The sequence below is a fragment of the Stenotrophomonas sp. AC248 genome (assembly GCF_979258185.1).
This window is the reverse complement of the sequence record NZ_OZ409840.1, coordinates 3,793,610-3,809,877: the sequence shown is the minus strand read 5'-3', so window position 1 is coordinate 3,809,877 and position 16,268 is coordinate 3,793,610. Positions and strand designations below refer to the sequence as shown.

Annotated in this window: 12 protein-coding genes; 11 read left to right on the top strand and 1 reads right to left on the bottom strand. The window is 68.0% G+C overall.

What is annotated here, in order from left to right:
• The first annotated feature begins 28 nt into the window (after nt 1-28).
• The 5 genes from ACZ0AE_RS17110 to ACZ0AE_RS17090 all read left to right on the top strand — a co-directional run bounded on the left by ACZ0AE_RS17110 (nt 29) and on the right by ACZ0AE_RS17090 (nt 7,363).
• Nucleotides 29-892, top strand: a complete 864-nt coding sequence (locus tag ACZ0AE_RS17110) for a GGDEF domain-containing protein (protein ID WP_463601700.1) — start codon at nt 29-31, stop codon at nt 890-892.
• 84 nt (nt 893-976) lie between these two features.
• A complete protein-coding gene (locus tag ACZ0AE_RS17105) occupies nt 977-2,902 on the top strand; it encodes a M1 family metallopeptidase (RefSeq protein WP_038691803.1) in 1,926 nt (641 codons plus the stop codon).
• Between the two features lie 801 nt (nt 2,903-3,703).
• Nucleotides 3,704-4,435, top strand: a complete 732-nt coding sequence (locus tag ACZ0AE_RS17100; RefSeq protein WP_038686184.1) for a hypothetical protein — start codon at nt 3,704-3,706, stop codon at nt 4,433-4,435.
• Nucleotides 4,432-5,055 (top strand): HAD family hydrolase, encoded by a 624-nt coding sequence (locus tag ACZ0AE_RS17095; protein WP_314404279.1) that lies wholly within the window; start codon nt 4,432-4,434, stop codon nt 5,053-5,055. Before ACZ0AE_RS17100 ends, ACZ0AE_RS17095 begins: the two co-directional genes overlap by 4 nt.
• A gap of 322 nt (nt 5,056-5,377) precedes the next feature.
• Entirely contained in the window at nt 5,378-7,363 is a 1,986-nt protein-coding gene (locus tag ACZ0AE_RS17090) for an LTA synthase family protein (RefSeq protein ID WP_463601699.1), read from the top strand.
• Between the two features lie 355 nt (nt 7,364-7,718).
• Here the strand turns inward: ACZ0AE_RS17090 and ACZ0AE_RS17085 are convergent, their stop codons facing one another.
• Nucleotides 7,719-8,657 (bottom strand): carbohydrate kinase family protein, encoded by a 939-nt coding sequence (locus ACZ0AE_RS17085; RefSeq protein WP_038686188.1) that lies wholly within the window; start codon nt 8,655-8,657, stop codon nt 7,719-7,721.
• Nucleotides 8,658-8,942: 285 nt separating this feature from the next.
• Here ACZ0AE_RS17085 and ACZ0AE_RS17080 point away from each other — a divergent pair, with 285 nt between their 5' ends.
• The 6 genes from ACZ0AE_RS17080 (at nt 8,943) to rodA (ACZ0AE_RS17055) (ending at nt 16,267) form a co-directional block, all read left to right on the top strand.
• On the top strand, nt 8,943-9,989 hold the full coding sequence (locus ACZ0AE_RS17080) for a rod shape-determining protein (protein WP_038686189.1): 1,047 nt from the start codon (nt 8,943-8,945) through the stop codon (nt 9,987-9,989).
• 129 nt (nt 9,990-10,118) lie between these two features.
• Nucleotides 10,119-11,273 carry a rod shape-determining protein MreC gene (gene mreC / locus ACZ0AE_RS17075; protein ID WP_038686191.1) on the top strand — a complete coding sequence of 385 codons (1,155 nt, stop codon included), beginning with the start codon at nt 10,119-10,121 and terminating at the stop codon, nt 11,271-11,273.
• Nucleotides 11,270-11,755, top strand: a complete 486-nt coding sequence (mreD, locus tag ACZ0AE_RS17070) for a rod shape-determining protein MreD (RefSeq protein ID WP_038686193.1) — start codon at nt 11,270-11,272, stop codon at nt 11,753-11,755. The genes mreC and mreD overlap by 4 nt, the downstream gene beginning before the upstream one ends.
• A 1-nt stretch (nt 11,756) precedes the next feature.
• Nucleotides 11,757-13,826, top strand: a complete 2,070-nt coding sequence (gene mrdA, locus ACZ0AE_RS17065; protein ID WP_463601698.1) for a penicillin-binding protein 2 — start codon at nt 11,757-11,759, stop codon at nt 13,824-13,826.
• Nucleotides 13,823-14,935 (top strand): rod shape-determining protein RodA, encoded by a 1,113-nt coding sequence (rodA, locus tag ACZ0AE_RS17060; RefSeq protein ID WP_038686196.1) that lies wholly within the window; start codon nt 13,823-13,825, stop codon nt 14,933-14,935. The genes mrdA and rodA (ACZ0AE_RS17060) overlap by 4 nt, the downstream gene beginning before the upstream one ends.
• Before the next feature lie 201 nt (nt 14,936-15,136).
• Complete coding sequence (gene rodA / locus ACZ0AE_RS17055) at nt 15,137-16,267, top strand: rod shape-determining protein RodA (RefSeq protein WP_447595759.1); 1,131 nt, start codon at nt 15,137-15,139, stop codon at nt 16,265-16,267.
• Nucleotide 16,268: the final 1 nt, after the last annotated feature.

Sequence of the window (16,268 nt, the reverse complement as noted above, 5' to 3'; positions counted from 1 at the left end):
GCGGGCAGGCTGTCAGAGAGGGCCTGCCATGCGTCTGTACCGCGGCCTGGCCCGCGTGTTTCCCCGGTCGTTCAGCGCCAAGCTGATGACCGTGGTGTTCATCGGCGTGCACGTACCGCTGCTGGGGCTGCTGCTGTGGATGGCCGTCAGCGGCCACTACCAGCGCGACACGATGTGGGCCGTGGTCGGCGTGGTGCTGGGCGCCACCCTGGTGGGCACCGCGATGGCGATGATGGCGCTGTACCGGCTGATGGCGCCGCTGCGGCAGGCCGCCGACGCGCTGGAGGCCTACTACGACGAACAGCGCCTGCCGCATCTGCCCGACCTGGGCCATGACGAGATCGGCCGGCTGTTGCGCAGCATCAACCGCAACCTGCACGGCGTCGACGCCGGCCTGCGCGACCTGCGTCGCAGCGTGCTGCTTGATCCGCTCACCCAGGCGCTGAACCGGCGTGGCTGCGAGCAGGCCCTGGCCGACTCGGCGCAGCTGGCGCAATCGCGGCGGCAGCCGTTGAGCCTGTTCGTGGTGGACCTGGACAACCTCAAGCCGATCAATGACGCGCACGGCCACCTGGCCGGCGACCAGGTGCTGGTACGCCTGGTGGAATCGGCGCGGCAGTGGCTGCAGCCCGGCGACTGGATCGGGCGCTGGGGCGGGGATGAGTTCGTGTTGGCCGTGCACGCCAGCCACGCGGTGGCCTGCGTGCGGTTGCGCCACTGGTTGGCCGTGCTGGCCGCGGACAACGGTGAACAGACGCCGCTCAAGGCCAGTGCCGGTGGCGCGGCGTATCGACCGGGCGAAGACCTGCGCGAGGTATACCGCCGCGCGGACGCGGCGATGTACCGCGCCAAATACGCCGGCGGCGCGCGGTTGCTGTGCGAACCCGACTGAATGCGCAGCCTGGGGCGCCGGCGCTGCGGGGCGGGGCGGACAGGGGGTAAACTGGTCGTTTCACCCTGATCGGTCCCGATGTCCATGCGATCTCCGTTCCTGCTCATTCCCCTTGCCGTGGCGCTGGCCGCCGGCTGTTCCAAAGAAGCGGCCGCCCCGGCTGCCGCGCCCACCGCCACCGCACCGGCGAGCACTGCCATGAAAGCCGACAGCCGCAGCCACGATGAAAGCTCCTACGCCGAGCCGGACAAGGTGGTGGTCAAGGACCTGGCGCTGGACCTGAAGCTGGACTTCGACGCCAAGCAGATCGGTGGCACCGCCACCTACACCCTGGAGTGGAAGGACAAGGCGGCCAAGCAGCTGGTGCTCGACACCCGCGAGCTGACCGTGTCGAAGGTCGAGGCGATCGACGCCGACGGCAAGGCATCGCCGCTGCAGTTCGTGCTGGCCCCGGCCGACAAGGTGTTCGGCAGCAAGCTGAGCATCGAGGCGCCTGCGCAGCCGGCCAAGGTGCAGATCACCTACCACACCGCCCCGACCGCCTCGGGCCTGCAGTGGCTGGAGCCGTCGATGACCGAGGGCAAGAAGCTGCCCTTCATGTTCAGCCAGTCCCAGGCCATCCACGCCCGTTCGTGGGTGCCGCTGCAGGACACGCCGAGCGTGCGCTTCACCTACAGCGCGCATGTCACCTCGCGGGCGGACGTGATGGTGCTGATGAGCGCCGACAACGATCCCAAGGCCGCGCGTGACGGTGATTACACCTTCAAGATGCCGCAGCCGATCCCGTCCTACCTGCTGGCCATCGCCGCCGGCGACCTGGTGTTCGAGCCGATCTCCGGCCGCTCCGGCGTGTGGGCTGAACCGACCATGGTCGGCAAGGCCGCCAAGGAATTCGAAGACACCGAGAAGATGATCGGCGCCGCCGAGAAGCTGTACGGCCAGTACCGCTGGGGCCGCTACGACATGCTGGTGCTGCCGCCGTCGTTCCCGTTCGGTGGCATGGAAAACCCGCGCCTGACCTTCGCCACGCCCACCGTGATCGTGGGCGACAAGTCGCTGGTGTCGCTGGTGGCCCACGAACTGGCGCATAGCTGGTCGGGCAACCTGGTGACCAACGCCAGCTGGAAGGACATCTGGCTCAACGAAGGGTTCACCACCTACGTGCAGGGCCGCATCACCGAAGCGCTGTATGGCCAGGAAATGGCCGAGATGGAGCGCGAGATCGACCAGAACGATCTGCTGGCCGAAGTGAAGGACATGAGCCCGGCCGACCAGGCGCTGGCGCTGCCGCCGTTGACCGAGCGTGATCCGGACGACGCGCTGAGCCAGGTCGCCTACGTCAAGGGCGCATGGTTCCTGCAGTTCCTGGAGCAGCGTTTTGGTCGCGAGACCTTCGACCCGTTCCTGCGCGGCTGGTTCGATGACCACGCCTTCCAGAGCGCGAACACCGACCAGTTCGTTGCGTACCTGAAGAAGAATCTGCTGTCCAAGAAGCCGGGTGCCGTGACCGACGCCGAGCTGAAGGCATGGCTGGACGAGCCGGGCATTCCGTCGTTCGCGACCAAGGCCCGCTCGCGCAACTTCTCCATCGTCGATACCGCGCGCATCGCCTGGCAGGGCAGCAACACCCTGCCGAACGTGCAGATCACCGGCGAGTGGGGCACCCAGGAGTGGGTGCACTTCATCGATGGCCTGGGCAAGACCCTGCCGTTGGACAAGCTGGCGGCGCTGGACAAGGCGTACCACTTCACAGGAACCGCCAATGGCGAAATCGCGATGCGCTGGTACCCGCTGGCCATCCGCAGTGGTTACGCCGAAGCCAACGAACCGGCCGCAGCCTTCATCGAGCGCGTGGGCCGTCGCAAGCTGATCCTGCCGATCTACGCAGAACTGGTGAAGACCCCCGAAGGCCTGGCATTCGCCAAGGCGGCCTTCGAGAAGGCCAAGCCGGGCTACCACCCGATCACCACCGCGTCGGTGCAGGACATGCTGGACAAGGCAAGCAAGTAGTGCCGGCCGCTGGCCGGCAACTCAGCCCAGCCAGCACCGCGCGACGCACTGCTTGAAAACGGCGGGGAAACCCGCCGTTTTTGTGCCCGACGCCATGCGCAGCGGCACCCCGTCAGATCGACACCGCGCTACCCCGGTAGGGTCGCATCCCGATCGACCGCCATTGCATCGCCCCCGTTCGATATCGGCATGGACATCAAACGGAGAAGGCCTTGGCCCCGTCCCAATTCACGCCACCACCGCACGCAGACCAGCCGAGGGCGGTCGATGGGGATGCGACCCTACCGACACAGGGCCCCGTCAGCTCGACGCCGAGCGTCCCCGTCACAGGGATCCGTCAGATCAACGCCGCGCTACCGAGGTAGGGTCGCATCCCAATCGACCGCCATTGCATTGCCCACGTTCGATACCGACATGGACATCAAACGAAAAGAGCCTTGGCTGCGTCCCAGGTCATGCCACCACCGCACGCGGACCCGCCGAGGGCGGTCGATAAGGATGCGACCCTACCAGCCGTCACAGGGCCCCGTCAGCTCGACGCCGAGCGTCCCCGTCACAGGGATCCGTCAGATCGACACCGCGCTACCCCGGTAGGGTCGCATCCCAATCGACCGCCATTGCATTGCCCCCGTTCGATATCGGCATGAACATCAGCGGAGAGGGCCGCGGCCCCGCCCCAGGTCATGCCACGACCGCACGCAGGCCCGCCGAGAGCGGTGGATGGGGATGCGACCCTGCCTGCTCCCCCGTTACAGTAGACCGGTGACGCCATTGGGCGCCTTGCCAATCACGGAGTACGCAATGAAACGACTGATCCTGGCCGCTGCCTGTGCCTTCGCGCTGGTTGCCTGCAGCAACCCCGAGGAAGAGCGCAAGGCGCAGGAAGCCGCCGCCGCTGCCGCCAAGGCGCAGCAGGAAGAAAAGGCCGAAGGCGTGGCCAAGCAGTACGAGATGGCGGTGGCCGCGCAGGACTGGGAGCGTGCGCGCATCCATGGCGGTGCCTTGCTGGACCAGTACAAGGACACCGACGTTGCCGCGCGGATCGAGCCGGGCTTCGCCGAGGTGCAGGCCAAGGGCGATGCCGCGCGCGACCTGCGCCGCATGCAGGGCCTGTGGCAGTACAACCAGATTCCCGTGGGCAGCAAGGGCATGCAGGTCTCGGCGCAGATCTACAGCAAGCAGCGCGTTGATGTGGACGGCAGCGGTGCCAAGCCGGTGCAGCTGGTGTTCCGCGACCACCCCGAATGGAAGCGGCATGCCTACCTGGTGCTGCAGGCCGGTGACTTCCGCTGCCCGCAGTGCAAGGTGCAGGTCAGCGTGGACGGTGGCAAGCCGATCGCGATGGCCGCCTGGCGGCCCAAGACCGACGAGGCGATCGCGATGTTCATCACCGACCAGAAGGCGCTGTGGAAGCTGGCGCGCAAGGCCAAGGTGATCAGCATCGAATTCCCGGTCAAGGCCGGCGGCACCCGTACCGCGGTGTTCGAGACCGGCGGGGTGGACCCCAACCGCATGCCGAAGTGGTGGGAATGACGGCGGCGGGCGACCCGGCCGCGGCGTTGCCGCTGTCGGCGATCCGCCACTGGGTGTTCGACATGGACGGCACCCTGACCGTGGCGGTGCACGACTTCGAGCGGATCAAGCGCGAACTGGCGATCCCGGTGCAGGACGACATCCTCACCCACCTGGCCGGGTTGCCCGCGGCGGAGGCCACGGCCAAGCACGCCTGGCTGCTGGCGCATGAGCGTGCGCTGGCCGCCGAGGCCCAGCCCGCGCCGGGCGCGGTGGCGCTGGTGCGCGCGCTGCAGGGGGCGGGCTGCCGGCTGGGCATCCTGACCCGCAACGTGCGCAGCCTGGCGCAGATCACCCTGCAGGCGATCGGGCTGGGCGACGTGTTTGCCGAGCAGGACATCATCGGCCGCGACGAGGCCGAGCCGAAACCCTCCCCGGCCGGGCTGCAGTACTTCGTGCAGCGCTGGCAGGTGGACCCGGCGCAGGTGGTGATGGTGGGCGACTACCGCTTCGACCTGGAATGCGGCCGTGCGGCCGGCACCCGGACGCTGCTGGTCAATGCCCCGGACAACCCGTGGCCGGGCATGGCCTGCTGGCACCTGGCCGATTGCCGCGCGGTGCTGGCGCACTGCCAGCGCTAGTGCAGGGCGGGCGGCCGGTGGAAACCGCCGCCCAACGCCGGCAAACGGGCGATCACGTTTCCGGTCGACGCCGGCGCTAATCCCTGTATTGTTCGGAACCGGCCGTGTGTCGGATGGATGACGGACGGGTCGGGCGTGGGGCGCGGTGCGGTTGGGGAACCGCCGCCGCTGACCGGTGCGGCCTGATCCAGGCGGTGGGCGTTGAACGCTGGCGGCGGCAGGTGCGCTGCGCTGGCGGGTGTGTCGGGTAACACGTGGTCGGGTGTGGCCCGCTGCCAGGGATGGGCGCGGCTGTTCGTAGTTCCCTTTCTGGATTCCTTTCATGCTCCGAGCTGTATGGGTGTCGCTGTACCGGCGTCTGTCTCCGATTGCCGCCTTCTTCCTGTTCGGCCTGGTGGCCCTGTCGGTGTCCCGGCTGGGGCTGGCGCTGTGGCATGCCGCGCGGGTCAGCGCGGCCGACGGCTGGGGCACGGTGTTCCTGCAGGGGATACGGGTGGATGTGGCCACCCTCTGCCTGCTCTATGGCATTCCCGCGGTGCTGGCGCTGCTGCTGCCGGTGGACGGGCGGCTGGGCCGCGCCTGGCGCCACCTGCTGCGCGGCTGGCTGATCGCGGCGAGCGTGCTGCTGGTATTCATGGAGCTGGCCACGCCCAGCTTCATGGCCGAATACGGGCTGCGCCCGAACCGCCTGTTCCTGGAATACCTGATCTATCCCGAAGAAGTCGGGATGACCCTGCTGCGGGGCCACCTGCTGGCCGTGGTGATCGAGGTGACCGCGGTGATCGTGCTGTTCTGGGTGTTGCTGCGCGGCTCGCGCCGCTGGGTAGTGCCCACGCCGACGGTCCCGGTCGAGGCCGGCTGGCTGTGGCGGCTGCCGTTGGCGCTGCTGGTGCTGCTGCTGGCCGCCATGGGCGTGCGCTCCAGCTTGGGGCATCGGCCCTTGAACCCGGCGCTGGTGGCGTTCTCCACCGACCCGACCATCAATGCGCTGCCGCTGAACTCGCTTTACACCGTCGGCTTTGCCGCGCGGCAGCTGGCAACCCGCAGCGAAACCTCGCGCGTGTATGGCGACCTGCCGCTGGCCGAGGTGGTCAGCGAACTGCGCGCCACCAGTGGCCTGCCGGCATCGGCGTACGTGTCCGATGACCTGCCGAGCCTGGCGCTGCGCCCGCCGATGCACACGGGCAAACCGCGCAACCTGGTGATCGTGCTGGAAGAAAGCCTGGGCGCGCAGTTCATCGGCAGCCTGGGTGGGCGGCCGTTGTCGCCCAACTACGACCGCTTGAGCACGCAGGGCTGGGCGTTCGAGCGGCTGTATGCGACCGGCACGCGCTCGGTGCGCGGGATCGAGGCGGTGCTGACCGGCTTCCCGCCCACCCCGGCCGAATCGGTGGTCAAGCTGCCCCCCTCCCGCCAGCGTTTCTTCACCCTGGCCGATGTGCTGGGCCGGCATGGCTATGACACCGGCTTCTACTACGGCGGTGAAAGCCATTTCGACAACATGCGCGAGTTCTTCCTCGCCAACGGCTTCACCCGCATCGTGGACCGCAAGGACTACCGCAAGCCGGCGTTCGTCGGGTCGTGGGGGGCGTCGGATGAGGACCTGTTCGGCCGGGCCGACCAGCAGTTCCGCGAGTTGAATGCGCAGGGCAAGCCGTTCTTCGGGCTGGTGTTCACCTCCAGCAACCACGATCCGTTCGAATTCCCCAACGGCCGCATCGACCTGTACGAGCAGCCCAAGCAGACCCGCGACAACGCGGCCAAGTACGCCGATTACGCGCTGGGCGAATTCTTCCGCAAGGCGATGGCGTCACCGTACTGGGAAAACACCGTGTTCCTGGTCGTGGCCGACCATGATTCGCGGGTGTTCGGCAAGGACATGGTGCCCATCGCCAACTTCCACATCCCCGGGCTGATCCTGGGCGGTGGCATCGCGCCACGCCAGGACGCCCGCATCGTGAGCCAGATCGATCTGCCGCCGACGCTGTTGTCGCTGCTGGGCATTGCCGATCCCACGCCGCTGGTCGGGCAGGACCTGACCGACGCGCGACGGTTGCAGCCTGGGCGCGCGCTGATGCAGTACGACCGCAACCTGGCGTGGATGGAGGGCAACGAGGTGGCCATCCTGCAGCCGGACAAGCCGGCACAGGGCTACCGCTACGACCCGGCCAGCGACCAGCTGCAGCCGCAGCCGCTGAACCCGGCGCTGGCACGGCGCGCCCACGCCTATGCCATGTGGGGCACGCTGGCCTACGAAAAAGAGCTGTACCGGTTGCCGGAGAAGGCCAAGCCGACGCCCCGGCCCTGAGCCGGGCGGACGGGGCAAGGTTGGGCGTTGAAGCACCCGACAGCCGTGACCCCGACCCTGGTAGGGTCGGATCCCGATCGACTGCCGATGTCGCCCATCGGCGCGACGAACGCCGGATGCCTGCCGCAGCCGCGCGCCGCAATGCACAGCAGCGTTCCCGATCCAGGGTCATGCGTTCCAGCAGTGGCCGGCAAGGTCGGCAGTCGATCAGGATCCGACCCTACCAGGCGGGTATTGCGCCCGACGCCGCATGAACCAACAGGTCGCGTCCCACCCTCTGGTGAAAAGCCCCCTTGATGTTCAAGGGGGCGCGCCGACAGGCGCGGGGTTTAGGTGGAATGCGCGGGCAATTTGGTTACGCGTTCAGCGCGTAACCAAATTGCTGCTTGAACTGCTCGTTGAACTCTTCAAAAGTGAAGCGCTGGTTCTGCGTGCCCGGGTGTTCCACCTTCAGCGCGCCCATCAGGTTGCCCATGCGGCCGATGGTGAGCCAGTCGAAGCCCTTCTCGATGCCGTAGATCAGGCCGGCGCGGAACGCGTCGCCGCAGCCGGTCGGGTCGACCACGCGACGCTCGTGCGCCGGCGGGATGTCATAGGTCTTTTCCGGGGTGTGGATCACCGCGCCCTTCGGGCCACGGGTGGTGATGTAGGCCTTGACCCGGCTCACGATCGCCTTTTCGTCCCAGCCGGTGCGCTCCTGCAGCAGGTTGGACTCGTAGTCGTTGACCACCACGTAGTCGGCCTGCTCGATGAAGGTGCGCAGCTCCGGGCCGTTGAACAGCGGCATGGCCTGGCCCGGGTCGAAGATGAACGGCACGCCGGCCTCGAAGAACTCCTGGGAGTTCTGGATCATGCCCTCGCGCCCGTCCGGGCCGACCAGGCCCAGGGTCACGCCCGGCACGTCCTTCACGTGGTTCTCGTAGGACCGCATCATCGCGCCCGGGTGGAAGGCGGTGATCTGGTTGTTGTCGTGGTCGGTGGTGATGAACGCCTGTGGCGTGAACAGCTCATCGATCACCTTGACCCGCGCCAGGTCGATGCCCAGGCCCTGGAAGTACTCGCGGTACGGGCCGAAGTCCGAGCCCACGGTGCCCATCGGGATCGGGTCGCCGCCCAGCAGGTGCAGGTTGTAGGCGATGTTGCCTGCGCAACCGCCGAATTCACGTCGCATGCGCGGCACCAGGAACGACACGTTCAGGATGTGCACCTTGTCCGGCAGGATGTGATTCTTGAACTGGTCCGGGAACACCATGATGGTGTCGAAGGCAAGAGAACCACAGATCAAAGCGGACATCGATTAAGGCCTATGCGGAAGGGAGTTTGAGGCCCGCCAGGCGGGCAACGAAACGGCGCCTCGAGGCGCCCTGCGGCGCAAAGGTTAACGGGTGAGGCGGCTTTGGGCCAGAACCGGTGCTGTCCGAGCCGGGTCAAATTCGCCTGAATGGCCGTGAAGGCTGGCTTTGCACCAGATTTGTCCTTGCTCGCGCACAGGGGGATTGCTAGGCTTGTCGACCTCGAATTCTGCCCATTTTTTCGCCATCCCGCGTTGGGCGCGACACCCCTCAGGATCAACTCCCAGATGTTCAAGAAACTGCGCGGCATGTTCTCCAATGACCTGTCCATCGACCTGGGCACGGCCAACACCCTCATCTATGTGCGTGGGCAGGGAATCGTGCTGAACGAGCCGTCCGTGGTCGCCGTGCGCCAGGATCGTGCCATCGGTGGTACCCGTTCCGTGGCTGCCGTAGGCGCCGAAGCCAAGCAGATGCTGGGCCGCACCCCTGGCCACATCACCACCATCCGCCCGATGAAAGACGGCGTCATCGCCGATTTCACCTACACCGAGGCGATGCTCAAGCACTTCATCAAGAAGGTGCACAAGTCGCGCTTCCTGCGCCCCAGCCCGCGCGTGCTGGTCTGCGTGCCGGCCGGCTCGACCCAGGTCGAGCGCCGCGCCATCAAGGAATCGGCCGAGGAGGCCGGTGCGCGTGACGTGTTCCTGATCGAAGAACCGATGGCCGCGGCGATCGGCGCCGGCATGCCGGTGACCGAAGCCCGTGGCTCGATGGTCATCGACATCGGCGGCGGCACCACCGAAGTGGCCGTGATCTCGCTGAACGGCATCGTCTATTCGGCCTCGGTGCGCATCGGCGGCGACCGCTTCGACGAGTCGATCACCAACTACGTGCGCCGCAACCACGGCATGCTGATCGGTGAAGCCACCGCCGAGCGCATCAAGGTGGAGCTGGGCTGCGCCTACCCGCAGGCGGAAGTGATCGAGATGGAAATCTCCGGCCGCAACCTCGCCGAGGGCGTGCCGAAGATGATCAAGATCAACTCCAACGAAGTGCTGGAAGCCCTGCACGAGCCGCTGTCGGGCATCGTCAGCGCGGTCAAGCTGGCGCTGGAACAGACCCCGCCGGAACTGTGTGCCGACGTCGCCGAGCGCGGCATCGTGCTCACCGGCGGTGGCGCACTGCTGCGCGACCTGGACCGCCTGATCTCCGAAGAAACCGGCCTGCACGTGCAGGTGGCCGATGACCCGCTGACCTGCGTGGCTCGCGGCGGTGGTCGTGCGCTGGAGCTGGTGGACATGCACGGCAACGAGTTCTTTGCGCCGGAGTAAGCCGAACCGGCTGTGCTCCCTGCACGCGCCCCTGCGGCGTGATGCCCACTGCGTGACTGCCACGCCGGGTATCGCAACGCCGGGGCGTTGTCGCATCCTTCTTTCGTTTTCCTCCAGTCGAAGCCAGTCGTGCCGCCCTACGCCGGTCCCCCCGTAGCCTCCCGCCAGGGCGATGCCGCCAGTCCACTGCGGCTGCTCGCTTACCTGGCCCTGGCCATCACCCTGATCGTGCTCGATGACCAGGCCGGCTGGCTGGCGCGCCTGCGCGCGCAGACCAACGTGCTGGTGCAGCCGGTATGGGCGCTGGCCGGGTTGCCCGGCAAGCTGGGCACCCAGGTCAAGGACAATGCCGCCAGCCATGGCCAGCTGGTGGAAGAGAACCGCGCGCTGCGCAACAAGCTGCTGATCGCCAACGCCCGCCTGACCCGCCTGCAGACCGCCGCGCTGGACAACGCGCAGCTGCGCGAGCTGCTCAACGTGGCCGAGCGCAGCGGGTTGGACGTGCAGCTGGCGCCGATCCTGGACATCGACCTGGACCCGGTCCGGCAGCGCCTGGTGCTGGCCGCCGGCAGCCGCGACGGCGTGCACCTGGGCCAGGCCGTGATCGATTCGGGTGGCCTGATGGGCCAGGTGATCGCCACCACCGGCAGCAATGCCACGGTGCTGCTGCTCACCGACCCGGACCACGCCGTGCCGGTAACCGTGGCCCGCAACGGCGTGCGCCTGATCGTGTACGGCCGGGGCGACACTCTGGAACTGCGCGACATTCCGCTCAGCGCAGGCGTGGAAGTGGGCGATGAGATCGTCACCTCCGGCCTGGGCGGGCGTTTCCCGGCCGGGTTCCCGGTGGGCAAGATCACCGCACTGCGCCCCGATGACACCCATGCCTTCCTGGTGGGCGAACTGAAACCGGCCGCCCAGCTCGACCGTGGCCGCGATGTGCTGCTCCTTCGCCCCGGCGCGGCGATTCGGATTCCGCCCAACCTGCGCCTCTCCGGCGAAGCCGGCGGACCGTCGGCGGTACCGTTGCAGGAGGCAGCTGGTACGACGGCCCAGCCCCCGCAGCCAACCACCACCCCGGTAGTGCCGGCCGCTGGCCGGCAACCCTCGCCGGCCCAACCCGTAGCGCCGGGCTCTGCCCGGCAACCCCAACCCTCTGCCGTAGCGCCGGGCTCTGCCCGGCAACCCCAACCCTCTGCCGTAGCGCCGGGCTCTGCCCGGCAACCCCAGCCGGTAGTGCCGGCCGCTGGCCGGCAAGCCCCGCCCGTGGAGAATCGCGAATGAGCCGCCTGCGCGACAAACCGTGGGTGCTGCCGGTCAGCGTGGTGCTGGCGCTGCTGCTGGGCCTGCTGCCGCTGCCGGCACTGCTGCAGCCGCTGCGGCCGTACTGGCTGGCGCTGGTGCTGGCCTACTGGGTGATCGAGGCGCCGGACAGGGTCGGGCTGGGCATCGCGTTTGCCAGCGGCGTGGTCGCCGACCTGCTGTACGGCGGGGTGCTGGGCGAACAGGCGCTGCGTCTGGTCATGCTCACCTTCATCCTGCAGCGCTTCCGCGCGCGCATCCGCTTCTTCCCGATGTCCCAGCAGATGCTGGCTATTGGCGGTTTGCTGTTCAACGACCGCATCGTCAGTTCGGTGGTGCACATCGTGGTGGGCGAGCCGACCCTGCCGTGGTCGTACTGGTGGGCCCCGCTGCTGGGCATGGGCCTGTGGCCGCTGCTGTTCATCCTGCTCGACGCGGTCCGCTTCGGGCGTCGCGGGCGCTGACGTGTACGTGCGCCGCCAGGCCAAGAACCCCCACGCCGAGGGCGAACAGTTCCGGCGTCGCGCCGCGCTGGGCTTCCTGGGCGTGCTGGTCTGCCTGCTCGGGCTGGGCGGCTGGTACTTCAAGCTGCAGGTGCTGGACCACGACATCTACGCCACCCGCTCGGAAGCCAACCGGATCAAGCCACGTCCGGTGGTGCCCGGGCGCGGCATGATCTACGACCGCAACGGGCGCCTGCTCGCCGAGAACGTGCCTGCGTTCCGGCTGGACATCACCCCGGACAAGGTCAAGGACATGGACGCCACCCTGGCCGGGCTGGCGAAGATCCTCGCGCTGAGCCCCGAGGACATCGAAACCTTCAACAAGTCGCGCAAGGCGCGCCGCAAGTTCCTGCCGGTCACGCTCAAGCTGCGGGTCACCGATGAGGAAATGGCGCGCTTCGCGGTGGACCGCTGGCGCTACCCCGGCGTGGAGCTGGAGCCCTACCTGACCCGGCGTTACCCATACGGCGACCTGTTCGCCCACATCATCGGCTACGTGGGCCGGGTGGACGACAAGGACCTGGAGATCCTCGGCGAAGGCAATGCCGCGCTGACCCATATCGGCAAGTCCGGGCTGGAGCGTTACTACGAGTCGCAGCTGCGCGGGAAGGTGGGCTACGAGCAGGTCGAGACCAACGTGCAGGGCCGCGCCATCCGCACCATCGGCCGGGTGGCCGCGCAGTCCGGCAGCGACCTGCGGCTGTCCATCGACGCGGACCTGCAACGGGCGATGGTGGCCGCGTTCGGCGAGTTCGAAGGCGCGGCCGTGGCGATGGACCCGCGCACCGGCGAAGTGCTGGCGATGGTCAGCCTGCCCTCGTATGACCCGAACCTGTTCGTCAATGGCATTTCGCATGCCGATTTCCAGGCGCTCAACAGCAACCCCTCGCGGCCGCAGTTCAACCGGCTGGTGCTGGGCGGCGTGGCCCCCGGTTCGACGATCAAGCCGCTGATCGGCCTGGCCGGTCTGGACAGCGGCACGCGCAAGCCGGAAGACAAGATCCTCTCCACCGGCATGTTCTACCTGCCGGGCACCTCGCGTGGCTGGGGCGATGCCAACCGCGGCGGCCACGGCTGGACCGACCTGCGCAAGTCGATCACCCAGTCGGTGAACACGTACTACTACAAGCTGGCGCTGGACATGGGCATCGAGCGCTTCGACCAGTACATGGGCTACTACGGGTTCGGTGCGCCCACCGGCATCGATCTCACCGGCGAGATCGGCGGCATCCTGCCGTCGCCGCAGCACAAGTACAAAACGCGCAAGGAACGCTGGTACCCCGGCGACACGGTCAACGTGAGCATCGGCCAGGGCGATTGGAAAGTAACGCCGCTGCAGCTGGTGCATGGGGTGAGCGGCATCGGCAACGGCCAGCTGCGCACGCCGCACCTGGTGATGCAGCAGCGTGCCGGGTTCGACGCCGACTGGACCGCGGTGTCGGCCGGCGATACCAAGCCGGTCAGCCCCAGCCCGGGCAACCTGCAGGCGGTGCGCGAAGGCATGATGGGCACGATGCGCCCGGGTGGCAGTGGCGCGCGCGCCGCGGCCGGCGCGCCGTACACCATTGCCGGCAAGACCGGTACGGCGCAGGTGATCAGCCGCCGCGGTACGGCCGCGGTGAACCCCAAGAGCCTGCCGATGCACCTGCGCCACCGTTCGTTGTTCGTGGGCTTCGCGCCGGCCGAGAATCCGGTGATCGCTGTGGCGATCGCGGTCGAGGGCGGCGGTTACGGTGGCTCGGCGGCGGCGCCGATCGCGCGCAAGCTGTTCGATGCGTGGCTGCTGGGCAAGATGCCCGACGGGCTGGAGCCGCTGGACAGCGAGCGCGGCACCACGGCGATCGGAATCACCGGGTTCGAGAGCAGCGACAACAACGCGCGCGCGGCCGGCGATGCGGCCGCGGCGGTGCTTGAATCGCTGCCGATCCAGGTGGGCCTGCCGGTTGCACCGGCGCCGGTGCCATCGCCGGTGCCAGGCGCCCCGGTGCCCGCCGCCACCGCACCGCCCACTGCGCCGGAGCGCTCACGATGAAGGTGTTCCTGCGTTGGGCGACCGACATGGTCGTGCGCTTCAGCAGTTCGCTGGACTGGGTGCTGTGCCTGGCCCTGGGCATGCTGATGCTGATCGGACTGGCGGTGCTGAAGAGCGCTGGCGGCGACGGGCTGGTGTTCGCGCAGGGCGCGCGCTTCGCCGTGGGCCTGGGCGCGATGTGGGCCATTTCGCGGATGTCGATCCTGCGCATCCGGTCGGCGACGCCGTTGATCTATGCGATCTCGATGATTCCGCTGCTGGCGGTGTTCGTGCTGGGCACGGGCAAGTACGGGCGGCAGTGGCTGGATCTGAAGCTGTTCTACCTGCAGCCGGCGGAGCTGTTGAAGGTGAGTCTGCCGATGATGGTGGCCTGGTACCTGCACAAAATGCCGTTGCCGCCGCGTTTTTCGACGGTGATGGTGAGTGCGGTGATCATCGGGGTGCCGACCGGGCTGGTGATGCTGCAGCCGGACTTTGGGACCGGGGTGCTGATCGCCGCGAGCGGTGCGTTCGTGCTGCTGCTGGCCGGCCTGCCGTGGTGGTGGGTGGGGGTGGCCGTGGGCGGTGTCGCGGCGGCGGCGCCGGTGGCGTGGATCTGGCTGCTGCGTCCCTACCAGAAGGACCGGATCATGATGTTCCTGGACCCGGAGATGGACGCGCTGGGCGCCGGCTGGAACATCATCCAGTCGAAGATCGCGATCGGGTCGGGCGGGTTCGACGGGAAGGGCTGGGGGCAGGGCTCGCAGTCGCACCTGAACTTCATTCCCGAGCAGACGACGGACTTTGCGTTCTCGGTGCTGAGTGAGGAATTTGGCTGGATCGGCGTGGCCACGGTGCTGGCGCTGTATCTGGTGGTGATCGGGCGCTGCCTGTGGATCGCGTCGCAGTCGCGGGATTCGTATTCGCGGTTGTTGGCCGGCGCAACGGGGTTGGCGTTCTTTGTGTACGTGCTGGTGAACGGCGGCATGATCTCCGGGCTGTTGCCCGTGGTGGGCGTGCCGATGCCGCTGATCAGCTACGGCGGCACGTCGGCGGTGTCGCTGCTGGCCGGGTTCGGGCTGGTGATGGCGGCACGCAGCCACCAGCCGGTGCACGGCGGCTACGGCTGACGCGTAGCGCCGGGCTCTGCCCGGCTGCTCTTCTGTATTAAAACAACATGACCCACCGCGCCCGGCCGCGGGTTGGGCCTGACTCAGCTTGCCCACCGAGCCACATGCTACGGTCGTCCGCTTGCGCCGGACCGCTCGGGTCCGCTTTTTGTTGCCGTGTCGCCGTCTGCTGTGCGTCGCGCATTTCCAGGAGTCGCCCGCATGGTCGAACACCTGCAGCGCGTACGCGCCGCGTTTCATTTCTTCCTGCATTCGCTGGACCTTCCGCTGTTGGTCGCGTTGTGCCTGCTGATGCTGGCCAGCCTGGCGGTGTTGCACAGCGTGGAAGGGCCGGTGCAGGCGCAGGCGATGCGCTATGCGGCGGGGCTGGCGGCGATGTGGGGGTTGTCGCGGCTGCCGGTGCTGCAGTTGCGGGCGTGGTCGCCCTGGATCTATGCGGTGTCGCTGCTGCCGTTGTTGGCGGTGTATGTGGTGGGCACGGGAAAATACGGGCAGCGCTGGTTGAACCTCGGGGTGTTCTACCTGCAGCCGTCGGAGCTGCTCAAGCTCAGCCTGCCCATGATGATGGCCTGGTACCTGCACCGGCAGCCGCTGCCGCCGCGGCCGAAGGTGGTGCTGGTGGCTGCGTTGTTGATCGGGGTACCGGCGGTGTTGATCCTGCTGCAGCCGAACCTGGGCACGGCCACGCTGGTGACGGCCAGCGGGATGTTCGCGCTGCTGTTGGCCGGCCTGCACTGGGGCTGGGTGGCGCTGGCGCTGGGCGGGGTGTCGGTGGCGGCACCGCTGGCGTGGTTCGGGCTGCTGCGGCAGTACCAGAAGGACCGCGTGCTGACCTTCCTGTATCCGGAGAATGATCCGCTGGGTACCGGCTGGAACATCATCCAGTCGCGCATCGCCATCGGGTCCGGTGGGATGCACGGGAAAGGCTGGGGGCAGGGCACCCAGGCCGCGCTGGATTTCCTGCCGGAGTACACCACCGACTTTGCGTTCTCGGTGCTGGCCGAGGAGTTCGGCTGGGTCGGAGTGGTAGCGGTGCTCGGGCTGTTCCTGTTCGTCATCGCGCGCTGTCTGTGGATCGCGGCGGGCACCCGCTGCGGCTACTCGCGATTACTGGCCGGTACGACCGGGCTGGTGTTCTTTGTCTATGTGCTGGTCAACGGGGGAATGATCTCCGGGCTGCTGCCGGTGGTGGGGGTGCCGATGCCGCTGATCAGTTATGGCGGCACGTCGGCGGTGTCGTTGCTGGCGGGGTTCGGGCTGGTGATGGCGGTGCAGGGCAGGCAGCCCGTCCACGGCCGCCAGCGCCACCGTCCGCTTCCGACCGCCGCGTAAC

Bases quoted from the DNA above. Each gene is read 5' to 3' on its own strand.
- ACZ0AE_RS17110 (WP_463601700.1), top strand. From the start codon at position 29: ATGCGTCTGTACCGCGGCCTGGCCCGCGTGTTTCCCCGGTCGTTCAGC.
- ACZ0AE_RS17105 (WP_038691803.1), top strand. From the start codon at position 977: ATGCGATCTCCGTTCCTGCTCATTCCCCTTGCCGTGGCGCTGGCCGCC.
- ACZ0AE_RS17100 (WP_038686184.1), top strand. From the start codon at position 3,704: ATGAAACGACTGATCCTGGCCGCTGCCTGTGCCTTCGCGCTGGTTGCC.
- ACZ0AE_RS17095 (WP_314404279.1), top strand. From the start codon at position 4,432: ATGACGGCGGCGGGCGACCCGGCCGCGGCGTTGCCGCTGTCGGCGATC.
- ACZ0AE_RS17090 (WP_463601699.1), top strand. From the start codon at position 5,378: ATGCTCCGAGCTGTATGGGTGTCGCTGTACCGGCGTCTGTCTCCGATT.
- ACZ0AE_RS17085 (WP_038686188.1), bottom strand. From the start codon at position 8,657: ATGTCCGCTTTGATCTGTGGTTCTCTTGCCTTCGACACCATCATGGTG.
- ACZ0AE_RS17080 (WP_038686189.1), top strand. From the start codon at position 8,943: ATGTTCAAGAAACTGCGCGGCATGTTCTCCAATGACCTGTCCATCGAC.
- mreD (WP_038686193.1), top strand. From the start codon at position 11,270: ATGAGCCGCCTGCGCGACAAACCGTGGGTGCTGCCGGTCAGCGTGGTG.
- rodA (WP_038686196.1), top strand. From the start codon at position 13,823: ATGAAGGTGTTCCTGCGTTGGGCGACCGACATGGTCGTGCGCTTCAGC.
- rodA (WP_447595759.1), top strand. From the start codon at position 15,137: ATGGTCGAACACCTGCAGCGCGTACGCGCCGCGTTTCATTTCTTCCTG.